The following is a 19178-nucleotide window of genomic DNA, read 5'->3' on the forward strand; positions in this document are numbered from 1 at the left end:
TCCAAAAAAATTTTTCAAAATTCGTCAAAAAAGGTATGAACGGTCTTATGGCGTTTGGCGATGAGGGGAGGCGTGGCGGATTATTGGCGTCGGATTTATGGCGCGATGGCGATTTGCGAGATGCCCTTTTGCAGGGCAGGGGGATCAGGGCTGATAGGCGTTGGCCGCAAGATATGCAGCGCCTGTGAGATCGAGCGCCGCCCGCGCGGCGCTCGATCTCACAGGCGCCGAAGATCCCCTGGCGAGCACCTGGCAACCCTGATTGGTACAGCATCAGCTCACGAGAATGCCCGACACGCTTACTCGGAGGGATGATCGCGCAGGAACACCAGATGGTCAGCCTTGGACTGCTCGGCACTGTAGTAGTAACCCTGCACGTCGAACTGCTTGAGCTGTTGCGGATCGCTGATGCGCTGCTGGATGACGAACCGGCTCATCATCCCGCGGGCTTTCTTGGCGTAGAAACTGATGATTTTGTACTGGCCGTTCTTCAAGTCCTTGAAGTCGACGTTGATGACCCGGGCGTTCAGCGCGCTGCGTTTCACCGCGCTGAAATACTCGTTGCTGGCGAGGTTCAGCAGCACGTCGTCGCCCTGTTCGGCCAGGGCCTGGTTCAACCATTCGCTGATGCGCGTGCCCCAGAAGGCATACAGGTCCTTGCCGCGGGCATTGGCCAGCTTGGTGCCCATTTCCAGGCGGTAGGGCTGCATCAGGTCAAGCGGGCGCAGCAGGCCGTACAGGCCAGAGAGCATGCGCAGGTGGTCTTGCGCGTAGCTGAAATCGTCCTCGCCCAGGCTCTCGGCATCGAGGCCGGTGTACACGTCACCCTTGAACGCCAGCAGCGCCTGCTTGGCATTGGCCGGGCTGAAGTCCGGGGTCCAGCTGCCGAAGCGCGCGGCATTCAGGCCGGCGAGCTTGTCGGACAGGTGCATCAGCTCGCTGATCTGCGCCGGCGACAGTTCGCGCAGTTGCTGGATCAGCAACTGGGAGTCGTCCAGGTACTGGGGGAGGGTGAAACGCTCGGTCACCGGCGGGGTGTCGTAGTCGAGGGTCTTGGCGGGGGAAATCACCGTCAGCATCGGGTCGGCTCCTGGCATCGTTGGCCAGGAATTCTACGGGCTGTGCGGTGCAACTCCAAACTATGACGACGATAGTCACAGACCATGGCCGCAGCAGGCGCTATAGTTCGCGTTTTGCCGTTGCGGAGCCTTCAACCGTGCGCATTGCCTCTGCCTTGCTGGCCGCTTTGCTGAGCCTGGCCGTGCAGGCCGCCCCATCGCCCCCGGTCAGCCTTGACCGCAGCCTGTGGCCCGAGCAACTGGACAGCCCGGCGCTGTTCGATGTTGCCTCACGGGCAGAAATCCTGTCGTTCGCCCAGGTATTACATGAAAGTGAGCTGCTGGACGAGGCAACGCTCGCAGCGCGGCTGGGCCTGCGGCAAATCAACTTGCAGAAGGTCCGCCAGGTAAGGGCGCACATGTGGCAACGTTTGTGGGAGGGTTATCAACAGGCGCAACGCAGTTGCGAGCAGGATGCGTCGTTCTGTTACCCGGTTACGTCGATGGCGGAATTACGTACGCAAGCGGCGACGTTCGCCACCGATGTTGGCACGTTCTACACCGGATGGGTCGAGCCGAGCCATCAGTTCCATGTGCGCTACCTGGATGAACAACTGCGCAAGGCGGCCTTGCTGCCGCAGACCAGCAGCGAGGTCGAACGGCTGTCCTCGCGTGAGCGCAATGGTGATGAGCTGAACGACCGCATGTTCCTGCTGACCTTCGTCGGCGGGCCCGGGCCTGATGGCGGCAATACCGATCTGCTGACCGACTACATGCGCCGGCAAAAGATCGAGGGCATCTTCTTCGTGCTAGGCAACCGCCTGCAGCAACGCCGTGATGGTGGGGCGGCGAACGCCTTGCGCGATCTGTATGACGGGCAGTGTGCGGGTATTCAGGGCTGGGAATATCGTTCCCACGCACAGTGGACCGACTGGCAGGCGTCATTGCGCCGCAGCCAGGCGCGTGTGCAGGCCGACCTGCCGGAGCAATATGTGCCGCTGTTCCGCCCGCCCTACGGCCAGCGCCGGGCCGATGGCGAGCCGTTCATGGCCAGCCAGCAGTTGCGGGTATCGTTATGGGATATCGACGCCGAGGATGACGGGGCATTGAGCGCAGAGGCCTCGGCGCAACGCGTGCTGACCCTGATGCTGCTGTGGCGCAAGGGCGTGATCCAGTTTCATGACAGCCTGCCCAAGGCACAGCCAGCGCTGCAATGGTTGCTGCAAAACACCGCCCAGAGCGGGATTGGCTGGGAGGATTGCCGGGAATATGGATATAGCGAATAGAGGGTATGACTTCTGAGCGTAGTCCTGTCTGGCTTCGTCGCCAAGGGTCCTTCGTCAATCTGAAAAATAAACTTCAAAAACGCGTAAAAATGCTTTTTACGGTCATGGTTTTTGCGGTATGAAGAAACCAGACAGCCGATTCCTGCAGCACAGGTGGCGTCATTCAGGCCCACTTTGCCAGGTTCACTTCCCGCCCGTAGCAACGCGGATACGGGGAGCACGGCAGTCACTTTGCGGCGCAGCAGACCGCGCCGTGTGGCTTCGACATAAGGTGACCGAGTATGGATGACCAAGGACGCAACCCTTCCTCCAGCAAGCCAATCCTCTATGTGCTCGATACCAACGTCCTGATTCACGACCCCAACGCATTGCTCAACTTCGAGGAGCACCACGTCGCGATCCCGATGACGGTGCTGGAGGAACTCGACAAGCTCAAGACCGGTAAACAGACCATCGCTGCCGAATGCCGGCAGGCCATTCGCCTTATCGACCAGACCCTTGGTGACGCTTCGCCCAGCGATGTCGAGCAGGGCGTGCCGATCCAGCGTAACAAGAGTGGGCCGAAGGGCTTCCTGTCGATCCTGATGAGCCCGCGCAACGAACCCAGCAAGTTGCTGCCGGAAAACCTCAACGACAACATCATCATCAACACCCTGCTGGACGTACGCAGCCGGCGCACCGACCTGGACGTGGTGCTGGTCACCAAAGACATCAACATGCGCCTGAAGGCGCGCGCTTGTGGCATCGCCGCCGAGGACTACAGCACCGACCAGCTGGTCGATGACGTGTCGTTGCTATCCAAGGGCTACCATTCGGTCAGTGGTTCGTTCTGGGACCGCGTCAGCAAAGTCGATACCCGTCAGGAGCGTGGTCGTACCTGGCATCGTGTGCAGATGATCGACAACCTGCCAGCGGTGCACATCAATGAGTTCATCATCGACGAGCAGGGCTTCGTCGGCTGGATCAAGGGCATTCGCAACGATGAGTTGCTGCTGCTGGACCTTCATCAGGAGCCGTTGCTGCACCAGGAAGCCTGGGGCCTGAAACCCCGCGACATTCACCAGAGCCTGGCGCTGTTCGCCTTGCTCGACCCGGATATCCACCTGGTCAACCTGACGGGGGCGGCCGGCTCCGGCAAGACCATCCTGGCCCTGGCGGCAGCCATTGAGCAGACCATGGTCAGCAAGCGCTACCGGCGCATCATCGCCACCCGCAGCGTACAGGGGCTGGACCAGGAGATCGGCTTCCTGCCGGGTACCGAAGCAGAGAAGATGGAGCCGTGGCTGGGCGCCATCACCGACAACCTCGAAGCCCTGCATATGGATGACGAAAGCACCCATGGCAGCGTCGAATACATCCTTGAGCGGGTACCGCTGCAGTTCAAGTCGTTGAACTACATCCGTGGTCGAAGCTTCCAGCAGAGCCTGATCCTGATCGACGAGTGCCAGAACCTGACGCCGCACCAGATGAAAACCATCATCACCCGTGCCGGCTCCGGCTCCAAGGTGGTCTGCCTGGGTAACCTGGCGCAGATCGACACCCCCTACCTGTCCGCGACCAGCTCGGGCCTGACCTACCTGACCGAGCGCTTCAAGGACTTCCCGCATGGCGTGCACATCACCCTGCAGGGCGTGCCTCGCTCGGTGCTGGCCGAGTACGCGGAGTCGCATTTGTAAAATCCTCTAGCCGGGCAGCCTACTGCCCGGCCTCTTCGCGGGCGTGCCCGCGAAGAGGCCAAACCTACCAACACATACCTCTGCTCAAACCTGACCCACAGGTTTACACTGCGGGTTCCCTTCACAGGAGCAGAGCAGTGCTGACACATCTTGATTCCCAGGGGCGGGCCAACATGGTCGACGTCACTGAAAAGGCCGTGACCGAGCGCGAGGCCACTGCCGAGGCGCGGGTGCGCATGTTGCCGCAGACCTTGCAGATGATCGTCGATGGTGAACACCCCAAGGGCGACGTGTTCGCTGTGGCGCGCATTGCCGGGATTCAGGCGGCGAAGAAGACCAGCGACCTGATCCCGCTGTGCCATCCGCTGATGCTGACCAGCGTCAAGGTCGAACTCAGCGCCGACGGCGCGGACGCCGTGCGTATTGTCGCCCGCTGCAAGCTGGCCGGGCAGACCGGCGTGGAGATGGAGGCGCTGACCGCTGCCAGCGTTGCGGCGCTGACTATCTATGACATGTGCAAGGCTGTGGATAAAGGTATGGTCATCGAGCAGGTGCGCCTGCTGGAAAAACTCGGTGGCAAGAGTGGCCACTACAAGGTGCAGGCATGATGAAGGTCAAGGTGATGTATTTCGCCCGTTATCGCGAACTGTTGGGCGTGGATGGCGAGCGGGTGGAGGGGGCGTTCACAGTGCTCGATGATGTGCGCCAGGCCTTGGTTGCCAAGGGCGGGCAGTATGAAGTGCTGGCCGAGCAGAACCTGATGTGCGCGCGCAACGAAGAGCTGTGCAAGCTCGATGAACCGCTGGAAGAGGGCGATGAAGTGGCGTTCTTCCCACCGGTGACCGGAGGCTGAACATGGCTGTACGAGTGCAGGAAGGCGCGTTCGACGCGGGGGCTGAGACCAATGCCATGCATGCAGCCAATGTGGGCGTGGGCGCGGTGGTCGGTTTTGTCGGCTATGTGCGGGATTTTAACGATGGCCGCGAAGTGGCGGGGATGTTCCTCGAACACTATCCGGGCATGACCGAAAAGGCCCTGGCCAAGATCGTGGCCGAGGCCGAGCAGCGTTGGCCGCTCTTGAAAGTGGAGGTGCTGCACCGCATCGGTGCGCTGGAACCGGGCGAACCGATTGTGTTCGTGGGCGTGGCTAGTGCCCATCGGCAGGCGGCGTTCGATGCTTGCAACTTCATCATGGACTACCTGAAGACCCGGGCGCCGTTCTGGAAGAAGGAAAATACCCAGGAAGGGCCAAGGTGGGTGGAGGGGAAACAGAGTGACCAGGATGCGGCGGGGCGCTGGTAATCAAGGCGCCGCCGGTCGCCTGTAGGAGCGGGTTTACCCGCGAAAGGGCCGCGTAGCGGCCCCCGATAATCTGCGCATCAAAGCCGAAATCCCGGGGCCGCTGTGCGGCCCAATCGCGACACAAGGCCGCTCCCACAGATTGATCGCGTGTAGCCCGCTGAAGGTCAGTGATGATACGAGTCATCTTCACCAGCAAAGCTGATTGACACACCACTGGATGGGTGGAGGGGAAGCAGAGTGACCAGGATGCGGCGGGCCGTTGGTAATCAAGGCGCCGCTGATCCTTTGTGGGAGCAACTGTCTTGCTCGATTTCTGAAAGCTGGCGCCATCCGTGTGGGAGCGGCCTTGTGTCGCGAAAGGGCCGCGTAGCGGCCCCCGACAATCTGCGCATCAAAGCCGAAATCCCGGGGCCGCTGTGCGGCCCAATCGCGACACAAGGCCGCTCCCACAGATTGATTGCATGTAGCCTGCTGAAGGTCAGTGATGCTTGCGCGGCACCGGCTTGAGCAGCTCATCCGGCGGCATTTCACATTTGATCTTGCGGCCCAGCAGCTCTTCGATCGCCGGCAGCTGATAGGAGTCATCTTCCCCGGCAAAGCTGATCGACACCCCATCGGCTCCCGCACGCCCGGTGCGGCCAATGCGGTGCACGTAATCGTCCGGGTCTTCCGGCAGGGTGAAGTTGATCACGTGGCTGATGCCATCGATATGAATGCCACGACCTGCCACGTCAGTGGCGACCAATACGGTGATGCGCCCTTCGCGGAAGTTCTCCAGGGTACGAATACGCTTGTGCTGCGGCACGTCGCCCGACAGTTGGGCGGCATTGATGCCGTCGCGCACGAGTTTTTCCTCGATGCGCCGCACTTCGTCCTTGCGGTTGGCGAACACCATTACCCGTTCCCACTTGTTCTGGGTCACCAGGTTATACAGCAACTTGTATTTGTCGCTGCCGGCCACCGCATACACGTGTTGCTCGACCGTTTCGCTGGCCACGTTCTCCGGCTCGATCTCGACGATGGCCGGGTTGGTGGTCCACTGCTTGGCCAGGTTCATCACGTCTTCGGTGAAGGTCGCGGAGAACAGCAAGGTCTGGCGCTCGCTTTTCGGCGGGGTCTGGCGAATGATCTGGCGCACTTGCGGGATGAAGCCCATGTCGAGCATGCGGTCGGCTTCATCCAGCACCATCACCTCGACCATGTCCAGGTGCACTTCGCCGCGCTGGTTGAAGTCCAGCAGGCGGCCCGGGGTGGCCACCAGGATGTCGCAGTGGCGCGCTTCCAGGGCCTTGAGCTGCTTGTCGAAGTCCATGCCGCCAACGAAGCTCATCACGTTCAGGCCGGTGTACTTGGTCAGGGCCGCGGCATCCTTGGCTATCTGTACCACCAGCTCGCGGGTTGGTGCGATGATCAGCGCACGTGGCTCGCCCATGTAGCGTTCCTTGGGCGGTGGCGTCTGCTGCAACTGCGAAATGATCGATATAAGGAACGCCGCCGTCTTTCCGGTACCGGTCTGGGCCCGGCCAATGGCGTCCTGGCCACGCAGGGTGAAGCCCAGTACCTGCGCCTGGATCGGTGTGCAGTACGGGAAACCCAGGTCGTGGATGGCGTGCATCAGCTCGTTGGACAGCTTGAAGTCGTGGAAGCGGGTCTTGCCTTCCTGCGGCTCGACCACGAAGTCTTCCGGCTTCCACAGGCTGGCCTGCGGCTTGGGCTTGCGCTCGCGACGCGGTTTGTCCCTGGCTGGGTTGTCGGCAACTGGCGTAACGGCGGCAGGCTGTTCTGCCTTGGGGGTGGGGTTGGCGCGTTGGGCGGCCGGTTTGGTTGCCGGCCGGGCCTCGCTGGCGGGGGCGGGCGCAGGCGCAGGCGGCGTCACGCTGGCTGCCGGAGCGACGGCCTGTGGCGCAGCGTCTCCCTTGCCGAATATTTTCTTGAGTGCCTTGAGCACGATCATCTCATCAACTGGTTAAGGAATGTACGCCGGGCAGTGTAATGCAAGATTCGGGCGCGGCGTAGTGGAATAGCCCTACAACTACAGGCGGTCACCGCTTATTGCAGTTGCTTGGCCAGCCAGTCGTGGATGTCCTGCAGTTCTTCGACCACCACCTCGTGTTCCATCGGGTACTCATGCCAGCGGGCGGCCACACCCCAGGTGTTGAGGTACTCGAAGGCCGTGCGGCCCATCGAGGGGATCACTACCGGGTCGTGGACGCCATGCAGGCACAGGGCCGGGGTGCGCTGCTGGCAAGCACTCAACTGGTGCTGGTCGTTGAAGGTCGGAGCGTAGGTGGACAGGGCGATTACTCCGCCCAGTGCTTCTTGCCACTTTATATAAGCAGTGTGCAGCACCACTGCGCCACCTTGGGAGAAACCGGCAAGGAAGATCCGCGACAGGCTGACGCCCTTGGCCTGCTCAGCCTTGATCAGCGCAACCACTTGCTCGGCCGATTCTTCCAGTTGCGCTTCGTCGATGGCGCGGGCCGGGGTCATGGCCTTGATGTCGTACCAGCTGGGCATGGCGTAGCCGCCATTGATGGTCACCGGGCGGGTCGGCGCCTGGGGCATGATGAAGCGCGTGCTGGCCAGGCGCTCCTGCATGAATTCGGCCACAGGTAGGAAGTCGTAACGGTCGGCCCCCAGACCGTGCAACCAGATCACACAGGCGTCAGCGGTTTTCTGTGGTTCGAGAATCAGCGGGTTGGTCATGACTGCTCCGAAAGTGTGCGGGTCTTGTTATGGCATGCGTTAAAAGAAGGCGCTGGAAATGATTGTCGGAAAAAGAATGTCGCAACGATACAACTTTCCCTACTTGACGAGCGCTTAAACGCTACAGCCAGAAAATTTGGTACGCGCTTTGCAATTCATCCTGTGATGCAAAGGGCAGGCCGTGACGGTAACACCCTTTGTAAGCGAAGGCTGTCATAGAACAGTCCATTGCGCCAATTGACCCAATAACAAGCCAATACGGGTCGGACATGCCTCAAAAGGGTGCGGTGCAATTCCGGCTCGATACAACAAGAGCGATTTGGAGGTAGTGAATGAATGTGTTGAAAACCACCCTGGCAGTCCTTACCGCTGCCGCCGCGCTGGGCGCCGTGAGCAATGCCCAGGCCGGCGCCACCTATGATGCGGTCAAGAAGAAGGGCTTCGTCCAGTGTGGCGTGAGCGATGGTCTTCCGGGCTTCTCGGTACCTGATGCGCAGGGCAAGATCGTCGGTATCGATGCCGATGTGTGTCGCGCCGTGGCCGCCGCCGTGTTCGGCGACGCGACCAAGGTCAAGTTCAGCCAGCTCAACGCCAAGGAACGCTTCACTGCCCTGCAGTCGGGCGAGGTCGACGTATTGTCGCGCAATACCACCTGGACCAGCTCGCGCGATGCCGGCATGGGCCTGGTATTTGCCGGTGTCACTTACTATGACGGCGTCGGTTTCCTGGTCAACAAGAAGCTCGGTGTTTCCAGCGCCAAGGAACTCGATGGCGCAACCATCTGCATCCAGGCCGGTACCACCACCGAGCTGAACGTGTCGGACTTCTTCCGTGCCAATGGCCTGAAGTACACCCCGATTACCTTCGACACCTCTGACGAGAGCGCCAAGTCGCTGGAGTCCGGCCGTTGCGACGTGCTGACTTCGGACAAGTCGCAGCTGTTCGCCCAGCGCTCCAAGCTGGCCGCGCCGACTGAATACGTGGTGTTGCCTGAGACCATCTCCAAGGAACCTCTGGGCCCAGTGGTGCGTAAAGGCGATGAGGAGTGGTTCAGCATCGTCAAGTGGACCCTGTTCGCCATGCTCAACGCCGAAGAGGCGGGCATCACCTCGAAGAACGTCGAGGCTGAAGCCAAGTCCACCAAGAACCCGGACGTCGCCCGCTTGCTGGGTGGCGACGGTGAATACGGCAAGGACCTCAAGCTGCCCAAAGACTGGGTAGTGCAGATCGTCAAGCAAGTCGGCAACTACGGCGAAGTGTTCGAGAAGAACCTGGGCCAGAGCACCGACCTGAAGATCGACCGTGGCATGAACGCCCTGTGGAACAACGGCGGCATCCAGTACGCGCCACCTGTGCGCTGATGGTTGCACCCTGCGGCGGCATCCCGCCGCCGCAGGCTGTTCGAATCCCTACTGTCCGGGGCACTTCATGCAAAATCAAATCGGCGCACCCAAGGGCTTGTCCCTTAACGATCCGCGTGTGCGCGCGTGGTTGTTCCAGATCCTCACGATCGTTTTCGTGGTCGGCCTGGGCTGGTACCTGTTCCACAACACGCAAACCAACCTGCAACACCGGGGTATCACCTCGGGCTTCGACTTCCTCGACCGCAGTGCCGGCTTCGGCATCGCCCAGCACCTGATCCCCTATGTGGAATCCGACAGTTATGCGCGGGTGTTCGTCATCGGCCTGCTCAACACCCTGCTGGTCACCTTCATCGGCGTCATCCTGGCGACGATCCTGGGCTTCATCATTGGTGTGGCGCGCCTTTCACCGAACTGGATGATCAGCAAACTGGCAACCGTGTATGTGGAAACCTTCCGCAACATTCCGCCGTTGCTGCAGATCCTCTTCTGGTACTTCGCCGTGTTCCTGACCCTGCCGGGACCGCGGGGCAGCATCAACATCGACGACATGTTCTTCATCAGCAACCGCGGCCTGAACATGCCTGGCGCGTCGATGGCCGACGGTTTCTGGCCATTCGTGGTGGCCCTGGCAGTAGCGATTGTCGCGATCGTGCTGATGGTGCGCTTCGCCAACAAGCGCTTCGACGAGACCGGCGTGCCGTTCCACAAGTTCTGGGTGGGCCTGGCGCTGTTCATCGTCATCCCAGGGCTGAGCGTGTTGCTGTTCGGCAGCCCGGTCAGCTGGGAAGTGCCGCAGCTCAAAGGCTTCAACTTTGTCGGTGGCTGGGTGCTGATCCCCGAGTTGCTGGCGCTGACCCTGGCGCTGACTATCTATACGGCAGCCTTCATCGCCGAGATCGTGCGCTCCGGTATCCGTTCGGTCAGCCATGGCCAGACCGAAGCGGCGCGCTCGCTGGGCCTGCGCGAGGGCCCGACCCTGCGCAAGGTGATCATTCCCCAGGCACTGCGGGTGATCATTCCGCCGCTGACCAGCCAATACCTGAACCTGGCGAAGAACTCTTCGCTGGCGGCAGGTATCGGCTATCCGGAGATGGTCTCGCTGTTCGCCGGTACCGTGCTCAACCAGACCGGCCAGGCCATCGAGGTGATCGCTATCACCATGAGTGTCTATCTCGCCATCAGCATCAGCATTTCGCTGCTGATGAACTGGTACAACAAGCGCATTGCGCTGATCGAGCGGTGAGGATACGCCCGTGAATGCCCATGTTTTCAAACCCGATATGCCGCCACCGGTGAAAACCGTCGGCGTGCTCGCATGGATGCGTGCCAATCTTTTCTCTAGCTGGCTCAACACACTGTTGACCCTGTTCGCCATCTACCTGGTGTGGCTGATCGTGCCGCCGTTGCTGCAGTGGGCGTTGATCGATGCCAACTGGGTCGGCACGACGCGCGCCGATTGCACCAAGGAGGGCGCCTGCTGGGTGTTCGTGCAGCAGCGCTTTGGCCAGTTCATGTACGGCTATTACCCGGCCGAGCTGCGCTGGCGTGTGGACCTGACCGTGTGGCTGGCCGTGCTCGGCGCCGCGCCACTGTTCATCAAGCGTTTCCCGCGCAAAGCCTTCTACGGTCTGGGCTTCCTGGTGCTGTACCCGGTACTGGCCTATACCCTGCTGCACGGTGGGTACCTGGGCCTGGAAAACGTACCGACCAGCCAATGGGGCGGGCTGATGCTGACCCTGGTGATCGCCACCGTGGGCATCGTCGGCGCCTTGCCGCTGGGCATCCTGCTGGCACTGGGCCGGCGTTCAAGGATGCCGGCTGTGAAAGTGGTATGCGTGACCTTCATCGAGTTCTGGCGCGGCGTGCCGCTGATTACCGTGCTGTTCATGTCGTCGGTGATGCTGCCGTTGTTCCTGCCCGAAGGCATGAGCTTCGACAAGCTGCTGCGGGCGATGATCGGCGTGATCCTGTTCCAGTCGGCGTACATCGCCGAGGTGGTACGCGGCGGCCTGCAGGCCATCCCCAAGGGCCAGTACGAAGCCGCCGCGGCCATGGGCCTTGGCTACTGGCGCTCGATGGGGCTGGTGATCCTGCCGCAGGCGCTGAAGCTTGTGATCCCCGGCATCGTCAACACCTTCATTGCCCTGTTCAAGGACACCAGCCTGGTGATCATCATCGGCCTGTTCGACCTGCTGAACAGCGTCAAGCAAGCCGCCGCCGACCCGGCCTGGCTGGGCATGGCTACCGAGGGCTACGTGTTCGCCGCCCTGGTGTTCTGGATTTTCTGTTTCGGTATGTCCCGCTACTCCATGCACCTGGAGCGCAAGCTGGACACTGGCCACAAGCGTTAGGAGTTTCGAAATGAGTGAAGCGATCAAGCAGCCTGCCGGCCCCGAAGGCATCATCCAGATGCAGGGTGTGAACAAGTGGTACGGCCAGTTCCATGTGCTCAAGGACATCAACCTGAACGTGCGCCAAGGCGAGCGTATCGTGCTGTGCGGGCCGTCCGGCTCGGGCAAGTCCACCACCATCCGCTGCCTCAACCGCCTCGAAGAGCACCAGCAGGGGCGCATTGTGGTCGATGGGGTGGAGCTGACCAACGACCTCAAGCAGATCGAGGCCATCCGCCGTGAGGTGGGCATGGTGTTCCAGCACTTCAACCTGTTCCCGCACCTGAGCATTCTGGAAAACTGCACACTGGCGCCGATGTGGGTGCGCAAGATGCCTCGGCGCAAGGCCGAGGAAATTGCCATGCATTACCTGGAGCGGGTGCGTATTCCGGAGCAGGCACACAAGTACCCGGGGCAGTTGTCCGGTGGTCAGCAGCAGCGTGTGGCGATTGCCCGGGCATTGTGCATGAAGCCGAAGATCATGTTGTTCGACGAACCCACGTCGGCACTGGACCCGGAAATGGTCAAGGAAGTGCTCGATACCATGGTAGGCCTGGCCGAGGATGGCATGACCATGCTCTGCGTGACCCACGAGATGGGCTTTGCCCGCACCGTGGCGAACCGGGTGATCTTCATGGACAAGGGCGAGATTGTGGAGCAGGCAGCGCCGGATGACTTCTTCGACCGGCCGCGCAGCGACCGGACCAGGTTGTTCCTGAGCCAGATCCTGCATTGATGCAGTAGCGGCAGCAGACTCGGCCAACTGTGGGAGCGGCCTTGCGTCGCGATGGGCCGCAAAGCGGCCCCGGGCATATGCCCTGCGAAGCTGAAATTTTGGGGCCGCTACGCGGCCCATCGCGACGCAAGGCCGCTCCCACAGGGTTGCGGAACGGCTTAAGGCCTCACCTTACTTTTCTTCTTGCGTTACAGCCGGCGCCGGCGGCGGCCTCAGCCCCACCTCGGCCACCAGCTTCAACTGCTGCCCGTTGCGCATCACTTCGATGGTGATCTTCTCATTGGGCTTGATTCGCGCCACCTGGTTCATCGACTTGCGCCCGTCACCGGCCGGCTCGCCATTGATGCTCAGGATCACGTCACCCAGTTGCAGCCCGGCCTTGGCCGCCGGCCCTTCGCGGAAGATACCCGCCACCACGATGCCCGGGCGGTCCTTCATGCCGAACGACTCGGCCAGTTCCTGGCTCAGCGGCTGTACCTCGATACCCAGCCAGCCACGAATCACCTGCCCGTGCTCGACGATGGACTTCATCACCTCCAGCGCCAGTTTCACCGGGATGGCGAAGCCGATGCCCTGTGAACCACCAGACTTGGAGAAGATTGCCGTATTGATGCCGATCAGATTGCCGTTGGCATCGACCAGTGCGCCACCGGAGTTGCCCGGGTTGATCGCTGCGTCGGTCTGGATGAAGTCTTCGTAGTTGTTCAGCCCCAGCTGGTTGCGACCGGTGGCGCTGATGATGCCCATGGTCACGGTCTGGCCGACGCCGAACGGGTTGCCAATGGCCAGTGACACGTCGCCGATATGGATGTTGTCCGAGCGACCGATGGTGATCGCCGGCAAGCTCTTGAGGTCGATTTTCAGCACCGCCAGATCGGTTTCCGGGTCGCTGCCGATCACCCGGGCCAGGGTTTCGCGGCCATCCTTCAGGGCCACGACGATCTGGTCAGCGCCGCTGGTGACGTGGTTGTTGGTCAGCAGGTAGCCCTCGGGGCTCATGATCACCGCCGAACCCAGGCTCGACTCCCAGCGGCGCTGTTTGGGCAGGTTGTCGCCGAAGAAGCGGCGGAACTGCGGGTCTTCGAACAGTGGGTGGGCGCTCTTGTTCACCACCTTGGTGGTGTACAGGTTGACCACCGCCGGGGCGGCCAGGGTCACGGCGTCGGCGTATGACACCGGGCCTTGCATGATCCGTGTGGTCTGCGGTGCCTGCTGCAGGTTGACGTCCTGGCTGGGCAGGCCGACCCATTCCGGGAAACGCTGGATGATCAGCATGGCGATCAGAACGCCGGTAAGCAGGGGCCAGCCAAAGTAACGCAAAGCCTTGAACATGAACGAATCCTGGAAAGAGCGGGGCCAGGGGCCGCGCGGTGGGGCATGAACGCGCGCGATCATACACCGGTTCCCCCAGTGCCGGCGACGGCCCATAATGGCCGGCATTATACGGGCGTTCGATCTGCGTTGTGCCCGTGAAAAGCGCAGTTTTCGAGGAGATTTTCATGGCCGTCGCACTAACCACCCTGGTTGAGGAAGCCGAGCGTTACCTGGGCAGCGCGAAGATCCAGGATTATTGCCCCAACGGCCTGCAGGTCGAAGGCCGGCCCCATGTCAGCCGCATCGTCAGCGGCGTTACCGCCAGCCAGGCATTGCTGGATGCCGCGGTCGAAGCAGAGGCCGACCTGGTGCTGGTGCACCATGGCTACTTCTGGAAGGGTGAGAACCCGTGCGTTACCGGCATCCGTCAGCGCCGCCTGAAAACCTTGTTGAGCAACGATATCAGCCTGCTGGCGTTCCACCTGCCGCTGGATGTACACCCAGAGGTAGGCAACAACGTGCAGTTGGCCCGGCAACTGGACATCACCGTCGAAGGGCCGCTGGACCCGGAGAACCCCAAGGTGGTCGGCCTGGTCGGTTCGCTGGCCGAGCCGATGCCCGCGCGTGATTTTGCCCGGCGGGTGCAAGAGGTGCTGGGGCGTGAGCCGTTACTGGTCGAGGGCGACGCAATGATCCGCCGCGTGGGCTGGTGCACAGGCGGCGGGCAGGGCTATATCGACACGGCGATTGCCGCCGGGGTGGACCTGTACCTGACCGGCGAGGCGTCCGAGCAGACTTACCACAGTGCGCGCGAGAATGGCGTCAGCTTCATTGCTGCCGGGCACCATGCCACCGAGCGCTACGGCGTGCAGGCCCTGGGCGACTGCCTGGCGCGGCGGTTTGCCCTGGAGCACCTGTTCATCGATTGTCCGAATCCCATCTGATGGCGGTGTCTCCCCTTCGCGGGTCAACCCGATTGTGTCTTGATGGGGAAATTAGAATCTGGAGTGAGAGCGGTGAATGGCAAGCTGAATGCCTGTCCCGCGAAGAATCCAACACGGTGGATGGCACCGGCTCCGCCGGTGTTCGCGGGACAAGCCCGCTCCCACAGTCGAATTGCGCTAGATTCTAGAAATTGAGCAAGCCAGTTGCTTCCACACCGGCCTTGCCGGGGCGGTTTCACCTGCGAAGCGGCCGGGTTGCCGCCCCAAACCCCCAGTCATATCGTTAGACGCTTTCGATCTAGCCAGCCTCCTAAATAGAAGCAGCCGCTGTGATAAAGTGGCTCGCTCGAACACGGCCCGCAGGCCGTCCATAAGATCGTTTTTCGTGAGTAGCCATGGTCGACAAACTGACGCACTTGAAACAGCTGGAGGCGGAGAGCATCCACATCATCCGCGAGGTGGCCGCCGAGTTCGACAACCCGGTGATGCTGTACTCGATCGGCAAGGATTCCGCCGTGATGCTGCACCTGGCGCGCAAGGCCTTCTTCCCGGGCAAGCTGCCGTTCCCGGTGATGCACGTCGACACCCAGTGGAAATTCCAGGAGATGTACAGCTTCCGCGACAAGATGGTCGAGGAAATGGGCCTGGAGTTGATCACCCACGTCAACCCTGAGGGTGTGGCGCAGGGTATCAACCCGTTCACCCATGGCAGCTCCAAGCACACCGACATCATGAAGACCCAGGGCCTGAAGCAGGCGCTGGACAAGCATGGTTTCGACGCTGCCTTCGGCGGCGCGCGCCGCGACGAAGAGAAGTCGCGGGCCAAGGAGCGTGTGTACTCGTTCCGTGACAGCAAGCACCGCTGGGACCCAAAAAACCAGCGCCCCGAGCTGTGGAACGTGTACAACGGCAAGGTCAACAAGGGCGAGTCGATCCGTGTCTTCCCCCTGTCTAACTGGACCGAGCTGGACATCTGGCAGTACATCTACCTTGAAGGCATCCCGATCGTGCCGCTGTACTTCGCCGCCGAGCGTGAAGTTATCGAGAAGAATGGCACCCTGATCATGATCGACGACGAGCGCATTCTCGAGCACCTCTCCGAGGAAGAGAAAGCCCGTATCGTCAAGAAGAAGGTGCGTTTCCGTACCCTCGGCTGCTACCCGCTGACGGGCGCTGTCGAGTCGGAAGCCGAGACCCTGACGGACATCATTCAGGAAATGCTCCTGACCCGAACGTCCGAACGCCAGGGCCGTGTCATCGACCACGATGGCGCCGGTTCCATGGAAGACAAGAAACGCCAAGGCTACTTCTAATTTCAGGGTTACTCCATGTCGCACCAATCTGATCTGATCAGCGAGGACATCCTCGCCTACCTGGCCCAGCATGAGCGCAAGGAACTGCTGCGCTTCCTGACCTGTGGCAACGTTGACGATGGCAAGAGCACCCTGATCGGGCGCCTGCTGCACGATTCCAAGATGATCTACGAGGACCACCTCGAGGCCATCACCCGTGACTCGAAAAAGTCCGGCACCACCGGCGAAGAGGTCGACCTGGCGCTGCTGGTAGACGGCCTGCAGGCCGAGCGCGAGCAGGGCATCACCATCGATGTCGCCTACCGGTACTTCTCCACTGCCAAGCGCAAGTTCATCATTGCCGATACCCCTGGCCACGAGCAGTACACCCGCAACATGGCCACTGGTGCGTCCACCTGCGACCTGGCGATCATCCTGGTCGATGCCCGCTATGGCGTGCAGACCCAGACCCGCCGGCACAGCTACATCGCCTCGTTGCTGGGTATCAAGCACATCGTGGTCGCCGTCAACAAGATGGACCTCAAGGGCTTCGACGAAGGTGTGTTCGAGTCGATCAAGGCCGATTACCTGAAATTTGCCGAAGCGATCAACCTGACCCCGAGCAGCCTGCACTTTGTGCCGATGTCGGCCCTCAAGGGCGACAACGTGGTCAATCACAGCGAGCAATCGCCGTGGTACACCGGCCCGACGCTGATGGAAATCCTTGAAACCGTCGAGGTTTCGGCCGACCGCAACTTCACCGACCTGCGTTTCCCGGTGCAGTACGTCAACCGCCCGAACCTGAACTTCCGCGGCTTCGCCGGTACCCTCGCCAGCGGCGTGGTACACAAGGGTGACGAAATCGTCGTGCTGCCGTCGGGCAAGAGCAGCCGGGTCAAATCCATCGTCACCTACGAAGGTGAACTGGAAAACGCCGGCCCAGGCCAGGCCGTGACCCTGACCATGGAAGACGAGATCGATATCTCCCGTGGTGACCTGCTGGTACACGCCGACAACGTTCCGCCGGTCACTGACCAGTTCGACGCCATGCTGGTGTGGATGGCCGAGGAGCCGATGCTCCCGGGCAAGAAGTACGACATCAAGCGCGCTACCAGCTATGTGCCGGGCTCGATTGCCAGCATCACCCACAAGGTGGATGTGAACACCCTCGAGAAGGACGCTGCCAGCGCCCTGCAGCTGAACGAGATTGGTCGCGTCAAGGTGTCTCTGGACAGCGCCATTGCCCTGGACGGTTACGACAGCAACCGCACCACTGGCGCGTTCATCGTCATCGACCGCCTGACCAACGGCACCGTCGGCGCCGGCATGATCATCGCCCAGCCAGTATTGCCCCATGGCAGCACCGGTCAGCATGGCAAGCAGGCCCACGTATCCACTGAAGAACGCGCCCTGCGCTTCGGCCAGCAGCCAGCCACCGTGCTGTTCAGCGGCCTGTCCGGCGCTGGCAAGAGCACCTTGGCCTATGCCGTGGAGCGCAAGCTGTTCGACATGGGCCGTGCGGTATACGTGCTCGATGGCCAGAACCTGCGCCACGACCTGAACAAGGGCCTGCCACAGGACCGCGCCGGCCGCACCGAAAACTGGCGCCGTGCCGCACACGTGGCGCGCCAGTTCAACGAAGCCGGTATGCTGACCCTTGCTGCATTCGTGGCCCCGGATGCCGAAGGCCGCGAACAGGCCAAGGCGCTGATCGGCAAGGAACGCCTGGTGACCGTTTACGTCCAGGCCTCGCCGCTGGCCTGCCGCGAGCGTGACCCGCAGGGCCTGTACGCTGCCGGTGGCGACAACATCCCGGGTGAAAGCTTCCCGTTCGATGTGCCGCTGGACGCCGACCTGGTGATCGACACCCAGACCACCAGTGTGGACGAGGGCGTGAAACAGGTGCTGGACGTGCTGCGTCAGCGGGGCGCGATTTAAGCGCTAGCCTGCAAGGAGAACCCCGCTTCGGCGGGGTTTTTTCTATTGCTCAGTTCAGGTGAAAAGGCCCTCAGAGTTCAGGGCCTTGCTCGTGTTAGCTGGGCTTGAAACCGTCTTTACCGCTGGCTAGCCGCCATTGCTTGACTATTTCTAGTACTTTTTCAGGTTTACCATTTTCCTTTGGGTTTGGTCTGTACAAAAGATCGTAGCCTGAGGGGTGTTCAGTGATTTTTGAAAAATGATCAAGAAGCCCCCCCAGTACGTGATCGGGTTCTTCCAAGTTGGCTCTGTGGATTTCAATTATGAGTGCCAAGAATTCGTTTTCGGTATAGTCAGAAAGTTTGGTTTTTTCACTCATGCAGCCGATCCTGCCAAGGCGGGAGAACCTGTCGTATGTATCAATTCTTCGACAATCGAATGGAACTCCGAGTATGAATAGTCTGCAAGGCAATGTTTCTGAATGATCACCATGGAGACTCCGATGATAGTACATACTCCATGGCGCTCATGATCCGCAGGTTTTCAGGGCCGTACATCAGCCCACCCAATTCGGTCAGGCCCAGATGGACAATCTGTACCCCGCGTAAGCGGGGTGTCGGATTCATTCTGGTTTGAATCCTGGCTTGCCGTTGGCTGCACGCCACACTTTTATTGTGCGTAGAATTTCTTCCGGTGTATCAAGACCGCCTGCCTCAGGCCAATATATTAGGTCTGAACCGTTGGGGTGCTCGCTCAAAGCCTTGAATAGCATGATTTGTGCATCAAGCTCTTGATCGCTTACGTTGTCTGGTGGGTTGATTATTGATTTGATAAAATTCAAGAATTCAAGCTCTGTATATTCGGAGATTGTGCTTTTTTGACTCATTCGGAAGCTCCATAGTGAATGTCGTGATGCGCCGCTGGCGTGACTACTCTTAAGTTGTCTACGTCGTATACAGCTCCGTTTTCGGAAATTGGAATCACGTGGTGGAGTATGAAGGTTGCGTGACCTTTGTGGTGATCTTTGTCGCGCGCTTTGGGCGCGCGACCTTTTGCGATGAGACTTGGCGGTTGCAGGAGCTGAGTGCAACACAGTTACTGGATTGAGGCGGGAGCCTCGTGATGCTTGGCCATCAGCTCGGTCATGACCTCGATGGGGCACTTGAAACCGAAGCGCTTACGCGGTCGGATGT

19 protein-coding genes are annotated in these 19178 nt (G+C 60.8%); 12 read left to right on the forward strand and 7 right to left on the reverse strand.

What is annotated here, in order from left to right:
• Nucleotides 1–299 precede the first annotated feature (299 nt).
• Entirely contained in the window at nucleotides 300–1079 is a 780-nt protein-coding gene (yaaA, locus tag OO258_RS21155) for a peroxide stress protein YaaA (RefSeq protein ID WP_266032311.1), read from the reverse strand.
• A 137-nt stretch (nucleotides 1080–1216) separates the two neighbouring features.
• On the opposite strand from yaaA, the gene OO258_RS21160 reads away from it, so the two are divergent.
• The 5 genes from OO258_RS21160 to moaE all read left to right on the forward strand — a co-directional run bounded on the left by OO258_RS21160 (nucleotide 1217) and on the right by moaE (nucleotide 5322).
• Nucleotides 1217–2344 (forward strand): polysaccharide deacetylase family protein, encoded by a 1128-nt coding sequence (locus OO258_RS21160; protein ID WP_266032312.1) that lies wholly within the window; start codon nucleotides 1217–1219, stop codon nucleotides 2342–2344.
• A 281-nt stretch (nucleotides 2345–2625) separates the two neighbouring features.
• Complete coding sequence (locus tag OO258_RS21165; RefSeq protein ID WP_110742574.1) at nucleotides 2626–4020, forward strand: PhoH family protein; 1395 nt, start codon at nucleotides 2626–2628, stop codon at nucleotides 4018–4020.
• A gap of 137 nt (nucleotides 4021–4157) precedes the next feature.
• Nucleotides 4158–4628 (forward strand): cyclic pyranopterin monophosphate synthase MoaC, encoded by a 471-nt coding sequence (gene moaC, locus OO258_RS21170; protein ID WP_201201984.1) that lies wholly within the window; start codon nucleotides 4158–4160, stop codon nucleotides 4626–4628.
• Complete coding sequence (gene moaD, locus OO258_RS21175) at nucleotides 4628–4873, forward strand: molybdopterin converting factor subunit 1 (RefSeq protein WP_266032321.1); 246 nt, start codon at nucleotides 4628–4630, stop codon at nucleotides 4871–4873. The genes moaC and moaD overlap by 1 nt, the downstream gene beginning before the upstream one ends.
• Before the next feature lie 2 nt (nucleotides 4874–4875).
• Entirely contained in the window at nucleotides 4876–5322 is a 447-nt protein-coding gene (gene moaE, locus OO258_RS21180) for a molybdopterin synthase catalytic subunit MoaE (protein WP_266032313.1), read from the forward strand.
• Nucleotides 5323–5800: 478 nt separating this feature from the next.
• Here the strand turns inward: moaE and rhlB are convergent, their stop codons facing one another.
• Nucleotides 5801–7270, reverse strand: a complete 1470-nt coding sequence (gene rhlB, locus OO258_RS21185) for an ATP-dependent RNA helicase RhlB (RefSeq protein WP_110742891.1) — start codon at nucleotides 7268–7270, stop codon at nucleotides 5801–5803.
• Between the two features lie 101 nt (nucleotides 7271–7371).
• A complete protein-coding gene (locus OO258_RS21190) occupies nucleotides 7372–8028 on the reverse strand; it encodes an alpha/beta hydrolase (protein WP_266032314.1) in 657 nt (218 codons plus the stop codon).
• Nucleotides 8029–8360: 332 nt separating this feature from the next.
• Between OO258_RS21190 and OO258_RS21195 the strand changes: the two genes are divergently transcribed.
• From OO258_RS21195 to OO258_RS21210, 4 genes are all read left to right on the forward strand, one after another.
• Nucleotides 8361–9389 (forward strand): amino acid ABC transporter substrate-binding protein, encoded by a 1029-nt coding sequence (locus OO258_RS21195; protein ID WP_110742579.1) that lies wholly within the window; start codon nucleotides 8361–8363, stop codon nucleotides 9387–9389.
• 67 nt (nucleotides 9390–9456) lie between these two features.
• On the forward strand, nucleotides 9457–10635 hold the full coding sequence (locus tag OO258_RS21200; protein ID WP_266032315.1) for an amino acid ABC transporter permease: 1179 nt from the start codon (nucleotides 9457–9459) through the stop codon (nucleotides 10633–10635).
• 10 nt (nucleotides 10636–10645) lie between these two features.
• Nucleotides 10646–11743, forward strand: coding sequence for an amino acid ABC transporter permease (locus tag OO258_RS21205; RefSeq protein WP_266032316.1), 1098 nt, complete (start codon nucleotides 10646–10648; stop codon nucleotides 11741–11743).
• Between the two features lie 10 nt (nucleotides 11744–11753).
• On the forward strand, nucleotides 11754–12518 hold the full coding sequence (locus OO258_RS21210; protein WP_016498022.1) for an amino acid ABC transporter ATP-binding protein: 765 nt from the start codon (nucleotides 11754–11756) through the stop codon (nucleotides 12516–12518).
• A 171-nt stretch (nucleotides 12519–12689) separates the two neighbouring features.
• Here the strand turns inward: OO258_RS21210 and algW are convergent, their stop codons facing one another.
• Nucleotides 12690–13850, reverse strand: coding sequence for a Do family serine endopeptidase AlgW (gene algW, locus OO258_RS21215; RefSeq protein ID WP_266032317.1), 1161 nt, complete (start codon nucleotides 13848–13850; stop codon nucleotides 12690–12692).
• 167 nt (nucleotides 13851–14017) lie between these two features.
• Between algW and OO258_RS21220 the strand changes: the two genes are divergently transcribed.
• The 3 genes from OO258_RS21220 (at nucleotide 14018) to cysN (ending at nucleotide 18006) form a co-directional block, all read left to right on the forward strand.
• Complete coding sequence (locus tag OO258_RS21220) at nucleotides 14018–14776, forward strand: Nif3-like dinuclear metal center hexameric protein (protein WP_266032318.1); 759 nt, start codon at nucleotides 14018–14020, stop codon at nucleotides 14774–14776.
• 395 nt (nucleotides 14777–15171) lie between these two features.
• Nucleotides 15172–16089, forward strand: a complete 918-nt coding sequence (gene cysD, locus OO258_RS21225; protein ID WP_003251799.1) for a sulfate adenylyltransferase subunit CysD — start codon at nucleotides 15172–15174, stop codon at nucleotides 16087–16089.
• A gap of 15 nt (nucleotides 16090–16104) precedes the next feature.
• Nucleotides 16105–18006, forward strand: coding sequence for a sulfate adenylyltransferase subunit CysN (cysN, locus tag OO258_RS21230; protein ID WP_110742584.1), 1902 nt, complete (start codon nucleotides 16105–16107; stop codon nucleotides 18004–18006).
• 94 nt (nucleotides 18007–18100) lie between these two features.
• On the opposite strand, the gene OO258_RS21235 is transcribed toward cysN, so the two are convergent.
• From OO258_RS21235 to OO258_RS27500, 3 genes are all read right to left on the reverse strand, one after another.
• A complete protein-coding gene (locus OO258_RS21235) occupies nucleotides 18101–18364 on the reverse strand; it encodes a bacteriocin immunity protein (RefSeq protein WP_266032319.1) in 264 nt (87 codons plus the stop codon).
• Between the two features lie 243 nt (nucleotides 18365–18607).
• Complete coding sequence (locus OO258_RS21240) at nucleotides 18608–18871, reverse strand: bacteriocin immunity protein (RefSeq protein WP_110742586.1); 264 nt, start codon at nucleotides 18869–18871, stop codon at nucleotides 18608–18610.
• Entirely contained in the window at nucleotides 18868–19080 is a 213-nt protein-coding gene (locus tag OO258_RS27500; RefSeq protein ID WP_323054387.1) for a hypothetical protein, read from the reverse strand. Before OO258_RS27500 ends, OO258_RS21240 begins: the two co-directional genes overlap by 4 nt.
• Nucleotides 19081–19178: the final 98 nt, after the last annotated feature.

It is taken from the genome of Pseudomonas sp. DCB_BI, from assembly GCF_026240995.1.
Lineage (GTDB): Bacteria > Pseudomonadota > Gammaproteobacteria > Pseudomonadales > Pseudomonadaceae > Aquipseudomonas.

What these genes read in the sequence shown, in the direction of transcription:
- yaaA (WP_266032311.1), bottom strand. Translation starts at nt 1,079, where the DNA reads ATGCTGACGGTGATTTCCCCCGCCAAGACCCTCGACTACGACACCCCG.
- OO258_RS21165 (WP_110742574.1), top strand. Translation starts at nt 2,626, where the DNA reads ATGGATGACCAAGGACGCAACCCTTCCTCCAGCAAGCCAATCCTCTAT.
- moaD (WP_266032321.1), top strand. Translation starts at nt 4,628, where the DNA reads ATGAAGGTCAAGGTGATGTATTTCGCCCGTTATCGCGAACTGTTGGGC.
- moaE (WP_266032313.1), top strand. Translation starts at nt 4,876, where the DNA reads ATGGCTGTACGAGTGCAGGAAGGCGCGTTCGACGCGGGGGCTGAGACC.
- OO258_RS21190 (WP_266032314.1), bottom strand. Translation starts at nt 8,028, where the DNA reads ATGACCAACCCGCTGATTCTCGAACCACAGAAAACCGCTGACGCCTGT.
- OO258_RS21195 (WP_110742579.1), top strand. Translation starts at nt 8,361, where the DNA reads ATGAATGTGTTGAAAACCACCCTGGCAGTCCTTACCGCTGCCGCCGCG.
- OO258_RS21200 (WP_266032315.1), top strand. Translation starts at nt 9,457, where the DNA reads ATGCAAAATCAAATCGGCGCACCCAAGGGCTTGTCCCTTAACGATCCG.
- OO258_RS21210 (WP_016498022.1), top strand. Translation starts at nt 11,754, where the DNA reads ATGAGTGAAGCGATCAAGCAGCCTGCCGGCCCCGAAGGCATCATCCAG.
- algW (WP_266032317.1), bottom strand. Translation starts at nt 13,850, where the DNA reads ATGTTCAAGGCTTTGCGTTACTTTGGCTGGCCCCTGCTTACCGGCGTT.
- OO258_RS21220 (WP_266032318.1), top strand. Translation starts at nt 14,018, where the DNA reads ATGGCCGTCGCACTAACCACCCTGGTTGAGGAAGCCGAGCGTTACCTG.
- cysD (WP_003251799.1), top strand. Translation starts at nt 15,172, where the DNA reads ATGGTCGACAAACTGACGCACTTGAAACAGCTGGAGGCGGAGAGCATC.
- cysN (WP_110742584.1), top strand. Translation starts at nt 16,105, where the DNA reads ATGTCGCACCAATCTGATCTGATCAGCGAGGACATCCTCGCCTACCTG.
- OO258_RS21235 (WP_266032319.1), bottom strand. Translation starts at nt 18,364, where the DNA reads ATGAGTGAAAAAACCAAACTTTCTGACTATACCGAAAACGAATTCTTG.
- OO258_RS21240 (WP_110742586.1), bottom strand. Translation starts at nt 18,871, where the DNA reads ATGAGTCAAAAAAGCACAATCTCCGAATATACAGAGCTTGAATTCTTG.